This is a genomic window from Nocardiopsis mangrovi, assembly GCF_042653925.1.
GTDB lineage: Bacteria > Actinomycetota > Actinomycetes > Streptosporangiales > Streptosporangiaceae > Nocardiopsis_B > Nocardiopsis_B mangrovi.
In genome coordinates, this window is sequence record NZ_JBHSFQ010000051.1 from 17,952 (window position 1) to 29,836 (window position 11,885).

The following is an 11,885-nucleotide window of genomic DNA, read 5'->3' on the forward strand; positions in this document are numbered from 1 at the left end:
CACGGAACGGGCCGGCGCCGTGGGCGCGGCGGGCCGTCCGCCCCTGCGGACGCCGGGGCGTCCGCCGTGTGCCGGGTGCCCCGAGTGCTCTCAGTCGGCCCCCGCCTCGGCGGGGTGGGTGGTGAGGGCGGCTGCCTCGGCCAGGGCGGCGCGGGCCGCGGCGTGGTCGCCCGCAGCCCGGTGGGCGCGGGCCAGGGTGCGCAGCACCGGGATCATGAAGGACGGCCAGCCGCGCGTGCGCCAGACCCGGACCGACTCCTCCAGCCGGGCCACGGCCTGGGCCACCTGCCCCTGTTCGAGCAGGACCTCGCCGACCAGCCCCAGGGCGTCGGCGAGGTGGTGGTTCATCCCGTGGGTCCGGCTAAGGTCGGCCGCGGCCTCTGCGGTCGCCAGCGCCCCCGGCTCGCCGAGGCGGATGTGCAGCCGGGCGAGGTAGAGCAGGGAGAACACCTCGGCGTAGCGGTCCTTGATCGCCCGCGTCATGGCCAGGGAGTTCAGCAGGTTGTCGCGGCCCGGCTCCACTTGGCCCGCCTCGCACTGCGCGGCGCCGAGGAACTGCATGGCGGTGGCCTCGAAGCGGGAGTTGCCCAGCAGCCGCGCGAGCTCCAGCGCGCGGGTCAGGTGGGTGACCGCGACCCCCGCTTTGCCGTCGCTGTAGGCCGCGACCGCCATCACCTGGTAAGCGCGGGCCTGGCCGCCGAGGTAGTCCTCGGACTCCGCGAGGTCGAGCGCCGCCTCGGCCTCCTCCCCCGCCGCGCGCAGCGCTCCCCGGGAGATCAGCCCCCAGGTGCGCATGACCAGGGCGTCGGCCATCCCCCGCCGGTCGCCGACCGACTGGAAGAGGTTCAGGACCAGCTGGCCCTGCTCGAACAGTCCCGCCATGGCGTCGCCGGGGGCCTGGGGCGTGGTCCAGGTGATGAGGTCGGCCATGCCGCGGCGCAGGACCGCCTCGCCGCGCACGTTGCCGGCCGCCCGGCAGGCGGCGATCGCGCTCTCGTGGGTGAACCGCCAGTCGTCGAAGCGCCCGCGGACGTCGAAGTACTTCTCCAGGCAGCCGGCGAGGTCCCAGGCGAGTTCGTCCAGGCCGAGGGCGCACGCGTGGCCGACCGCGGTGGCCATGTGCCCGGACTCGGCGTCGAACCAGGCCATCGGGTCGATGAGCAGCGCCGCGGTGTGGGCCGTCGGCAGCGGCCAGCGGGGGGCCGGCCCGTGCATGGTCGCGTAGCAGGGACCGGGGATGTACTCGGTGGCCTGCTCCGCGAGCCACAGCCAGCCCCCCAGCACCCGCGCCAGGGCGGACAGGCGCTCCTCGGGGGCGTCCTCGTCCTCTCCGCGCTCGCGCGCGAACAGGCGCACCAGGTCGTGCATGCGGTAGCGCAGCTCGCCGGTGGTGTCGGTCCCGGCGATGTCCAGCAGCCGCGCGTCGACGAGCGCCTCTATGTGCTGCTCGGCGTCGTCCAGGGTCGTGTCGAGGAGGGCGGCCGCGGCCCAGGACGCGACGTCGGTGACCTCCAGTGCGCCCATGAGGCGGAAGGCCCGCCGGGTGGCGGGGGCCAGCCCGGCGTAGCTCAGCGCGAAGCTGGCGCGCACGGCGAGGTCGCCGGCGGCGAGGACGTCGAGCCGGCGCCGTTCGTCGCCCAGCAGCCGCGACAGGCGGTCCAGGGTCCATTGCGGGCGCCCGGCCAGCCGCGCGCCGGCGATGCGGACCGCCAGCGGGGCGCGGCCGCACAACCGGACGATCTCTTCCGCGGTCTCGGGTTCGGCGGCGACGCGCTGCGCTCCCGCGACCCGGGCCAGCAGCTCCACCGCCTGGGGCGGGTCGAAGACGTCCAGGTCGATCAGGCGCGCGCCCTCCAGCCCGGTGAGCGGGGTCCGCGCCGTGATCAGCACCGCGCACGCCGCCCCCGCGGGGATGAGTGGCCGCACCTGCCGCTCGGAGGCCGCGTTGTCCAGCACGACGAGCACCCGGCGGTCGGCCAGCCGGCTGCGGAACAGCGCCGAGCGCTGTTCAACGGACTCGGGCACGGCCGAGCCCTCCACGCCCAGCGCGAGCAGGAACCCGTAGAGGGCCTGCGCCGGGTCGACGGGGTCGGCCTCGGCTCCGCGCAGGTTGATGTAGAGGCTGCCGTCGGGGAACGCGTCGGCGTGGGCGTGGGCCGCGTGCAGCGCGAGGGCGGTCTTGCCGACCCCGCCCATGCCGGCGATCGCGGTGACCGCCACCGTCCGGCCGGGCGTACCGGGTCCGGCCCCGGCCAGCCGCTCCGCGAGGGCGGCCATGAGGTCGGCGCGCCCGGTGAAATCGGCGATGTCGGGCGGCAGTTGGGCCGGGACCGGAACCCCGGCGGGCTCGGCGGCGGGACCGCCGCCGGGCGCGGCGCGGCGCCGCGGGACGGTGGCGGGCGCGTCCAGCGACGGGTCGTTGTTGAGGATCGCCTGTTCCAGCCGCGTCAGCTCCCGGCCGGGTTCCAGGCCCAGTTCGCCGACCAGCACCTCGCGCCCGCGACGGAAGGTCTCCAGCGCCTCGGTGGGCCGGCCCAGCCGGTAGAAGGCGATCATCAGCTGGGCGCGCAGCCGCTCGCGGAACGGGTACTCCGCGACCAGCGCGGCCAGTTCGGCGATGATGCCGCCGTGCCGGCCCAGGGCGAGTTCGGCCTCGAAGCGCTCCTCCATGACCGTCTGGCGGAGCTGGTCGAGGCGGGCGGCCTCCTCGCGCACGAGCGGCATGGCCTCGTGCCCGGAGAAGGCGGGCCCGCGCCAGAGCGATAGCGCGTCGCGCAGGAGGTCCACCCCCGGTTCGGGGTCGCCTTCGGCGAGGGCGTGCCGTCCGTCCCCGACCGCCTGCTCGAACCGGTCCGCGTCGAGCTCGCCCGGCCGGACGATCAGCCGGTAGCCCGCGGCCCCGCGCTCGACCCTGCCGGGGTCGCGGAGTTCCTGGCGCAGATGGTGCACGTATGCCTGGAGGCTCTTCACGGCCGACGGGGGCGGTTTCTCCCCCCATACCGCGTCGATCAGGCGCTCCCCGGGGACCATGACGTTGGGGCGGCACAGCAGTGCCGCCAGGAGGCCGGCGAGCTTGGGTGACAGCCGCACCGCGGTCTCGTGGTCACTCGCCTGTAGCGGCCCGAGGACCTCGAACTCCATGTGGTCTCTCCTTGGGACCGATGCCGAGCCTGCGCCATCGGCCGAGTGCCGTCGGCCGCCGATACCCTCCCGGTCGCACGGCCGCGGGCGCCGAACGGCGCCGCCGACCAGACTTGCAGGAATCCGGGTTCGCCCTCAACCGTCTTCCAACCGTTTTCCAGCCGGACGGGTCCAGCCTGATGGATAACGGGCGCAAAGTAGAGGGCTTTCGCGCAGAAACCCGCGTCGGTGCCCGACCGGAGACGGTCGGGTAACGGCGGGAAGATGGCACCCTCGTCCTTCCAAGGACGGCGGCCTGGCACAAGCCGGGCCGTGGAAGCCGAGGGTGGTACAACCGGGCGGCCGTCCCATGATCACCGGGGCGTTACATCGATCATGGGGCGGTCGACCGCCGGTCCCCGTTCCGGCACACGAGACCAGGCAGAGGACCCCGGCGGGCATCGGCGGATGCCCGCCGGGGTCGTTTCGTATCGGCCCGGCGTGCGGCGGAGGCGCGAAGCGCCCGCGGGACACGAAGAACCCCAGGTGGAGATCCACCTGGGGTCGTCTTGTGCGCCATCAGGGACTTGAACCCCGAACCCGCTGATTAAGAGTCAGCTGCTCTGCCAATTGAGCTAATGGCGCGCGGCGTGCTGTGACCGCCTGCCGGTGGGGGCGGGACCGCCCTGCCTTCCGACGTGTGCAAGCCTAGCAGCACCGCACGGCGGCCGCGAACCGTTTCCGGGCATAGGCCCCCACTCCCGCCCATGCGAGGTGGGGGTCCGGCGGTTCCGGCCGCGCCCGGGGGCGCATCAGGACCACATCACGACCACGGCGACGATCAGGCCGATGGCGACCAGCGCGCCCACGGCGGCCAGGACATAGGGGGTGACGGGCCGCCTCGGCGCGACCTCGGGCTCGTTGTTGTCCGCCACGAAGCGGCGGAACATGGTGGTCGACCCCGCGGGGTCGGGCTGCTGCTCTTCGTTCACATTGTTGTCGGGCATGTGATGACACTAGCGACTCTGACCCGTTTGCGCGTCCCCCGATCCGGACCCGTCATCATGATCCGCGTCATCCGCCGATCCCCCCGCGCCCCCGGAGAGCACGTGGCGGGCGGCCGAGGAGCGCGTCGGGTCCCGCGCCGCCGCCCTGTTCGGGCGATGCCCCGCCCGGCCCCCTACCCGGCCCGCTCGGGCGGCGGGCCGTCCAGCACCGGGCCCTCCGCCGCCAGCACCGCGGCGTGCGCGCCGGCAGGGGCACCCGCCCGGCGCAGCGCCAGCCCGGCCGCTCCCCGCGCGCCGTCGACCGCCTGCACCGGGACGACCCCGCGCCGCTCGCGCAGGCCGGACCGGACCGCGTCGGCCACCGGCCCGCCGGCCAGCAGCGCTCCGGCGAGGACGACCGGCCCGCCGGGGTCGGCGCCGGGGGCGACGGCCTCCAGATCGGCCAGCAGCCGGCCCGCGGCGTCGGCGACGATGCCGCGCGCGACGGAGTCGCCCGCGGCCGCCGCGCCGGTGACCTCCGGCGCCAGTCCGCCCAGCTCGGCCGGCGGCCGGGCGTGCGCCGCGCGGACGATCGCCCCGGCGTCGCCCGGTGCGGTCCCCAGCGCCGCGGCCAGCCGGGTGTCCAGCGCCGTCGCCGGGCCGCGGCCGTCGATCGCGGCCAGGACCGCCCGCAGGCCCGCCACACCGATCCACACCGCCGATCCCTCGTCGCCCAGGAGCCAGCCGTGGCCGTCGCAGCGGCGCTCCACGGCGCCGTCGCGGACGCGCGCGGCGACCGCCCCGGTCCCGGCGATGAGCACGCTGCCCGCGGAAGCGGCGCTGCCGGAGGCGAAGGCGACCGCGATGTCGTCGGTGACGTGCGGGCTGCCGGGCAGCCCGTGTGCGGCCCACGCCCGCTCGACGAGCTCCAGCGCGCGGGCGCGCCCCGACGACGCCCCCGCCAGCCCGAACACCGCCTGGTCCACGGCGATGCCGGTGAGCCCGGCGGTCGCCGCGCCCAGTGCGGCCGCGAGCGACGCCTCGGGGTCGGAGCTGGAGAACCGGTTGGCGCCGCCGGAGCGCCCGTAGCCGACGACCTCGCCGGCGAGGGTGGCGACGACACAGCGGGTCGATGTCCCGCCGGCGTCCACCCCGATCACGACATGACGCGTCATGGGGGGCAGCCTAGCCGTTCCGCCCCCGTCGGCACCCGGTCAGGCCGGGCGCACAACGGCCGCGTGCCGCCGCGGGATCCGGCGGCGGCACGGCGCCCGCCGCGTCCCGCGCGCCGCCGCGGAGCCGCCCGGCGTCGTGTCGCCTGAAACCGACGCGCCGCGGTTCGAGCCCGTCTCGCGCCGCGGAAGAAGGGCTCCATTTGGTCGCGACCGAAACCGCCCCCGGCCGGCAGCGCGCCGGGGCGGTGACCGCCCAGCGGCCCCGTGGCGCAGGCGCATCGGCCGGACGCCCCCGCGCGGCAAAAGCAGCGAATGATGGTGCGGATCGGCTTATTTCCGTTCCATCCGCTATTCACCGGACATGATCCGCGATGCCGCATCCGGAGACGTACCGGGCCGATCCGACGCGCGCGGGGGCACCCGCCGAAACGGGGGTCCGTGCGACGCCGCGATGCCGCACCGCGGGGCGGGCCCGCGGAAGCGGAAGCGCTGAAACCGAGCGGCGTTCGCTTCGTGAAAGCGAACCGCCAGTGCACTGTAAGCACCGTCCTGCACTCTGTCTGCCGTGGGCGTCTCCCGGCCGGTACTTCCCCGCGGCCGTGAGCGCCTCCCAAGCGGGCCGGAGCCGTCGGGTTCTGGCTCCCCAGGGGCCGGAGGACGGCCGGCTCGTGGGGGAAGGAGGCCCGCATGCGGGTCGCCGCGTGCCTGGCGAGGTGGACGGGGGCACCTTCACTCTCGCCAGGCACTACCCTCCCTGGCCAGGCGGCCGCCCATCAGGAACCTGGGGTCGCCGCCCAGCACCGCCTTCAGCCGCGCCAGCGCGGAGTCCTCACCGCGTCGCTCGACCTTGTCCGCCAGCGCGGCGATCCGCGCCTCCGGGTGCGTCGCCAGCCAGGCGGCGGCCAGCCGCAACGGGAGCGGGAGCCGTTCGACGACCCCGGCCAGCCGGCGCAGCGCACCCGGTTCCGCCGCGGCCCGGCGCGCCCCGACCAGGTCGCGCAAGAGCGTCACCGCCTCCCATTCCAGGAGTTCACCGACCGCCAGCGCCGGAACGCCCTCGCGGACGATCAGGTCGACGAGCCAGTAGCGGCTGGTGACCACCGCACCGCAGCCGGGGGCGCCCGGCAGCAGGGGCCGCACCTGCTCGGCGGAATGGGCGTCGTCCAGCACCATCAGCACCCGGCGCCCGGCGAGCACCGACCGCAGCAGCGCCGCCCGCTCGTCGGTCTCGCGGGGCAGCTCCCCCTTCACCCCCAGCGCGCGCAGGAACCGCCGCAGCACGTCGAACGGCGAGCGGGGGTCGGCGGTCGCGCCGCGGAGGTCGACGTGGAGCTGGCCGTCGGGGAACCCGGCCGCCGCCGTGTGGGCCCAGTGCACCGCCAGCGCCGTGCAGCCCGCCCCCGGCGGCCCGCTGACCAGCGCACGGCGGGCCGGCGCGCCCGAGGCGAACAGCCGGTCGAGCGCCGCCATCTCCTCGGCGCGCCCCACGAATCCGGGCGGGTCGGCGGGCAGTTCGGCCGGGACGAGGCGGGCCCGCGCCACCGGCGGCCGGTGCACCGGCCGCTGGCGCGGAACCAGGGGGCGGTCGTCCAGATCGCCCCGGAGCACCCCGTGGAAGACCTCCTGGAGGCGGCGGCCCGGATCGGTGCCCAGGCGGTCGGCGAGGAACCGGCGGGTGCGGCCGTAGACCTCCAGCGCCTCGCTCGCCCGGCCGCAGCGGTACAGCGCGATCATGCGCTGCCCCACCAGGGCCTCGCGGTGGGGGTGGCTCGCGGTCAGCCCCGAGAGCACGTCGGCGACCCGTTCGTGGCGGCCCAGCGCCAGCGCGACCGTCCCGTGGTGCTCGGCGGCGCGCAGCAGCTCGTCGCGGACGGCGGCGACCTCGTGCTCGTGCAGCTCGGCGGATGCCACGTCGTGCAGGATCGGGCCCTGCCACAGCTCCAGCGCGCGGGACAGGCGGTCGCAGCACCCCGCGAGGTCGCCGTCGGCCTCGGCCCGCCCGGCCGCGGCGGCCAGGGCCCGGAAGCGCGCGAGGTCGAGCTGCCGGTCGTCGAGTTCGATCCGGTAGCCGTGCGGACCGCCCACCAGCAGCGGGGGCCCGTGCCGGGCACCGGCGGCCAGGGCGCACAGGGCCGACCGGAGCCGGGTCACCTGCACCTGGAGCGCACAGCGGTAGGCGTTGGGATCGACATCACCCCACACCCGTTGGACCAGCTCCGGGATGGGCACGGTACGGTTCGCCCGCAGGAGTAGCGTGGCCAGGAGGACACGACGCTTGGTGCCCTGCAGCCTGGCCGGGGTGTCACCGGCGCGGGCGGTCAGCGGCCCGAGCACTGCGAACGAGATGTCTGACAATGTCGCCCCCGGAAACGGACCTCCCCCTTCGCGCGAAACGGACAACTGGAGAGCCGGACACCGTGTGATCGGCGTCCACCCTCCACCCTGCCGGGCGGCACCGGGGCGCGCAATCGGGTCGGTCCGGCGGTCGTACTTGTGACACTGCCGGAAACCGCGAATTTCTCCGGGCTACGCATTGACTACACGCAGAGAGCGAAAGAAACTTTCCAACATGGCGAAAACGGCGAAGCCTACGTCCCATGGGAGCGGAAGCGCGCACGGCGACGACGGCACGCCCGCGGTCCGCGACGACCCCGCCCCCACAACGGTGCTGCGCATCCGCTCGCTGCTGCCGTCGCTCGCCCCCGCCGAGCAGCGGGTGGCCCAGCGCATCATCGACGACCCCGAGCGTGTGGCCGCGTCGTCCATCACCCAGCTCGCCAAGGACTGCGCGACCTCCGAGGCGACCGTCATCCGCTTCTGCCGGACCATCGACTTCACGGGCTACCGTGAACTCCGCCTCACCCTGGCGACCGAGGCCGGGCAGGCCCGCGGGGCACGCGGCGGCACCCGCGAGGTCCCCGGCGACATCAGCGCCGACGACACCCTGGTGACCGTCGTGGAGAAGATCGCGTTCACCGATGCCCGCGCGGTCGAGGAGACCGGCGCCCAGCTCGACGTCGCCGTACTGGAGGCGGTCGTGGAGCGCATGGCGACGGCCCGCCGCACCGACATCTACGGGGTCGGCGCCAGCGCCTTCGTCGCCGCCGACCTCCAGCAGAAGCTGCACCGCATCGGGCTGACCTCCTTCGCCTGGTCCGACACGCACGTGATGCTGACCAGCGCCGCGCTCCTGGGCGCCGACGACGTCGCCATGGGCATCTCGCACAGCGGCACCACCATCGACACCACCAACGCGCTGGCCGAGGCCAAGCGCCGCGGCGCGACCACGGTGGCGGTCACCAACTTCCCGCGGTCGCCGATCAGCGAGGCGGCCGACCACATCCTGACCACGGCCGCCCGCGAGACCACCTTCCGCTCCGGGGCCACGGCCAGCCGCCTCGCCCAGCTCACCGTCATCGACTGCCTGTTCGTCGGTCTGGCGCAGCTCCGCTACGCCGACAGCCGCACCGCCCTGGAGACCACCTACGACGCCGTGCGGGGCCTGCGCATCGGCGACGACAAGCGCCGCCCGCGCGCCCAGGACCGGCCGCGCTGACCGGGCCGCGCACCGCGGACCGGCCGCGCTCGCTGCCGGGCCGGTCCACCCGCCGGGGCCGGTGTCAGCCGCGGTCGACGGCCGTGCCGAGCAGGCCGAGCGGCGGCGCGCCGAGGTCGAGCATCGCCGCGTGGAACCGCCGCGTCGTGTACCCGGCCCCCCAGCGCTCCTTCGCCCGGTCGCGCAGGCCGAGGATCTCCAGCTTCCCCCAGGTGTAGCGGCCGTAGGTGGGATCGAACGAGGCCCGCCGCGCCTCCGAGAGCGCCGCCGGGCCGGCGAGCACGGTGTCGGCGGCGAAGCGCGCGGCGGCGTCCTCGACGGACATCGCACCGGTGTGCACGCCGATCGCCGCCGCGAGCCGGGTCACCCGGATCAGCGCCTCGAGCCACACCCCCACCTCGAAGTGGGCCGCGGTGAAGCGCGGGTCGCCCACCGCGCGCTCGGCGTAGCCGCCGAAGCCCTCGTCGACGCACAGCTCCTCGGCGTAGTGCGCCCAGCCCTCGATGAACGCGTACGAGAAGAGCGTGCGCCGCACCGCGCCGGGCGCCCTGCGCAGGGCGCGGCTGTGCGAGAAGTGCCCGGGCGCCACCTCGTGCACGCTGATGGCGGGCAGGGTGGTCGCGCTGAACACCTCCAGCCATTCCGCGGCCTCGGCCGGCTCCCAGTCCGGCTCGGGCGGGGTGACGTAGTAGTGGGCCGGCGCGTCGGCCTCGGCCGGCGCGGCCCACGACATCATCGCGGTCCCCCAGCGCGCGGACTCCGGCGCGACCCCGACGGCGCACTCCCCGTCGTGGTAGGGCACGAGGTCGCGCTCGCGGGTGAAGGCGATGCTGTGCTCGGTCCAGCGGCGCGCCTCCGTGAGCACGCCGTCGGCGTCGGGGTGGTCGCGGACCAGCTCCCGCGCGAGGTCCAGGGGGGCGCGGGAGGGATCGATCCGGGCGGCGGCCTCGGCCATGCGCTCGGTGAGCCGGTCGCGCTCGGCGTCCGCGAGCTCGGCCAGGCGGCCGAGGTCGACCGCCGCGGCCTCGGCCGTCCCCATGAGCCGGGCCAGCGCCGCCCCGCCGAGTGCGGCGCTGGGCGCACCGTCGCGGGCGGCGGCCTCGATGTGGGCGGTGAAGCGGCGGTGCGCCGCCAGCGCGGCTTCGCGGACGTCCCCCGGCGCGTCGGCGGGCACCGCCGCGGCCAGCCCCCGCACCGAACTCAGCAGGGCGCCGGCCACCGGGGCGCTCACGCGGTCGAGGGCGGCGACGGCGTTGTCGACCGCATCCGGCCACGCGGCCAGGTGGCGCAGCCGCGCCTCGTCCCGCTCCCCGGCGGGCGCGTAGTCCTTGTCGTAGACCGACAGGTCCAGCTCCCCTATGTGCCACAGCGGGTTGGACCGGTGCAGCTCCAGCTCGCCGAGCTCCACGCGCAGCGCCTCCTCGGCGGCGGTCGCGTGGGCCTCATCGTGGGGGTCGGGGAAGGGTTCGCCCAGGCCGAGGCGGGCCAGCCCGCTGCGTACGGCGTCAGGGGAGAGGTCCGAGATCCGGCCGTCGTACTCGTGTCGTCCCGCGCCCTCGCGCATCTCGGACGCCTGAAGGTCGGCGATGGCGCGCAGGCGCGCCGGAAAGTCGTCCATGGCGGGGACCATATCCCCGGCGGGTCCGGGAGCCCAGACCGGGAACCGGCGCCGGGTGCGGAGCGTCGAGCAGTGTGTGACGAGACTGCTGTCGTACCGCAAGACGTGGATCACCGCCTGCCTGCTGACCGTGCTGGTCGGCATGGCGCCCTTCACCTGGCTGGCCGTCTCGACCGCGGACCGGCGGGCCGCCGTCCACGACGCCGAGGACCGCCCGGTGGCCCTGGTCCTGGGTGCCGGGCTGCGCGACGACGGCCGCCCCACCACGCTGCTCGCGCGGCGCCTGGACCTCGCCGCCGAGCTGTACCACCGCGGCGGGACGGAGGCGGTGCTCGTGAGCGGCGACAACAGCATCGACTCCTACAACGAGACCGACGCGATGCGCGACTACCTGGTCGCCCTGGGCGTGCCCGCGACCAAGATCGCGGGCGACTACGCGGGCTTCAGCACATGGGAGTCGTGCGTGCGGGCCCACGAGGTGTTCGGGGTCGACGCGGCGGCGGTCATCACCCAGAACTTCCACCTGCCCCGCGCCGTCGCGCTGTGCCGGGCCGCCGGGATCGACACCCAGGGGGTCGGCGACGCGAGTATCCGCGTGCGCACGACCGCGACCGTCTACGGCTACGTGCGGGAGGTCCCGGCGGCGGTCAAGGCCGTGGCGGACACCCTCCTGCGCCCGGACCCGCGGTTCCTTGGGCCGCGTGAATCCGGGGTGGACGACGCGCTGGCCGCCCCGCGCTGAGCGGCCCGCAACCGGCCCGGCCCCCGGTCGCGGAGCCGTCCCGGCTCCCGTCCGGCCGCCGGATCCCGCTCTGCGCGGGGCTTTCGGAGAGGCCCGGAAAAATGTGCTCGGGCTGGAATGAGACCACCCCCATCGCTGTTGTACGAACCGTTGCCCTAGCACGGCGAAACAGACCGGAGCTTGGGTTTAGGCGTGGATTTCCTTGAGGTCCACCGAGGGCACGGATCCCCGCACACGCAGGCGATCCCGCCCCCGACCGCCGAAATTTAAGCCGTTGATCTGCGGTTTTACCCGCTCCACCCTCGCAATTTACTTGCGCATTGGCTAGAGTGGACATTGATCGGTTCGTGATCTGACGGTCAACCGCAGACCAACCACCGATGCCGAGCCCGGGCACCTTTTCCCCGGGATCATCAGGCCCCTTAACGCGGGCCGGGCCGCGCGTTCCAGCGCCGCCCACCGAGGTCACCATCGCTGACCCGCCCGCAGCCTGGCGCACCGCCAGAGCGACCCCACGGTTCACCCGCCGCACATCCCGCCACGGCACCGCCGTGCCCGGACCGGGCGGATGCGCCGTGCCCCGGGCCACTCTCGGCCCCGCACCCGACCAACGGGGGGACACACCATGACTGCGAACACCACCGCCCTGAACACCGCCGCGCCCGCCACCACCGCCGCCGCCGGCACC

Annotated in this window: 7 protein-coding genes and 1 tRNA gene; 2 read left to right on the forward strand and 6 right to left on the reverse strand. The window is 75.3% G+C overall.

What is annotated here, in order from left to right:
• Nucleotides 1–90: 90 nt before the first annotated feature.
• From ACFO4E_RS28875 to ACFO4E_RS28895, 5 genes are all read right to left on the reverse strand, one after another.
• On the reverse strand, nt 91–3,141 hold the full coding sequence (locus ACFO4E_RS28875) for an AfsR/SARP family transcriptional regulator (protein WP_378580283.1): 3,051 nt from the start codon (nt 3,139–3,141) through the stop codon (nt 91–93).
• 551 nt (nt 3,142–3,692) lie between these two features.
• A tRNA-Lys gene (locus ACFO4E_RS28880) sits at nt 3,693–3,765 on the reverse strand.
• 167 nt (nt 3,766–3,932) lie between these two features.
• On the reverse strand, nt 3,933–4,127 hold the full coding sequence (locus tag ACFO4E_RS28885) for a hypothetical protein (RefSeq protein ID WP_378580285.1): 195 nt from the start codon (nt 4,125–4,127) through the stop codon (nt 3,933–3,935).
• A 173-nt stretch (nt 4,128–4,300) separates the two neighbouring features.
• A complete protein-coding gene (locus ACFO4E_RS28890; protein ID WP_378580287.1) occupies nt 4,301–5,281 on the reverse strand; it encodes an N-acetylglucosamine kinase in 981 nt (326 codons plus the stop codon).
• Between the two features lie 729 nt (nt 5,282–6,010).
• Nucleotides 6,011–7,636, reverse strand: a complete 1,626-nt coding sequence (locus ACFO4E_RS28895) for an AfsR/SARP family transcriptional regulator (protein WP_378580289.1) — start codon at nt 7,634–7,636, stop codon at nt 6,011–6,013.
• 214 nt (nt 7,637–7,850) lie between these two features.
• Here ACFO4E_RS28895 and ACFO4E_RS28900 point away from each other — a divergent pair, with 214 nt between their 5' ends.
• Complete coding sequence (locus ACFO4E_RS28900) at nt 7,851–8,837, forward strand: MurR/RpiR family transcriptional regulator (RefSeq protein WP_378580291.1); 987 nt, start codon at nt 7,851–7,853, stop codon at nt 8,835–8,837.
• Between the two features lie 64 nt (nt 8,838–8,901).
• Here the strand turns inward: ACFO4E_RS28900 and ACFO4E_RS28905 are convergent, their stop codons facing one another.
• The gene (locus tag ACFO4E_RS28905; RefSeq protein ID WP_378580293.1) at nt 8,902–10,455 is read right to left on the reverse strand and encodes a DUF885 family protein; all 1,554 of its coding nucleotides are present in this window, start codon (nt 10,453–10,455) and stop codon (nt 8,902–8,904) included.
• 142 nt (nt 10,456–10,597) lie between these two features.
• Here ACFO4E_RS28905 and ACFO4E_RS28910 point away from each other — a divergent pair, with 142 nt between their 5' ends.
• Nucleotides 10,598–11,197, forward strand: a complete 600-nt coding sequence (locus ACFO4E_RS28910; protein WP_378580297.1) for a SanA/YdcF family protein — start codon at nt 10,598–10,600, stop codon at nt 11,195–11,197.
• The last annotated feature ends 688 nt before the right edge of the window (nt 11,198–11,885 follow it).

Bases quoted from the DNA above. Each gene is read 5' to 3' on its own strand.
- ACFO4E_RS28885 (WP_378580285.1), bottom strand. From the start codon at position 4,127: ATGCCCGACAACAATGTGAACGAAGAGCAGCAGCCCGACCCCGCGGGG.
- ACFO4E_RS28905 (WP_378580293.1), bottom strand. From the start codon at position 10,455: ATGGACGACTTTCCGGCGCGCCTGCGCGCCATCGCCGACCTTCAGGCG.
- ACFO4E_RS28875 (WP_378580283.1), bottom strand. From the start codon at position 3,141: ATGGAGTTCGAGGTCCTCGGGCCGCTACAGGCGAGTGACCACGAGACC.
- ACFO4E_RS28890 (WP_378580287.1), bottom strand. From the start codon at position 5,281: ATGACGCGTCATGTCGTGATCGGGGTGGACGCCGGCGGGACATCGACC.
- ACFO4E_RS28910 (WP_378580297.1), top strand. From the start codon at position 10,598: ATGGCGCCCTTCACCTGGCTGGCCGTCTCGACCGCGGACCGGCGGGCC.
- ACFO4E_RS28900 (WP_378580291.1), top strand. From the start codon at position 7,851: ATGGCGAAAACGGCGAAGCCTACGTCCCATGGGAGCGGAAGCGCGCAC.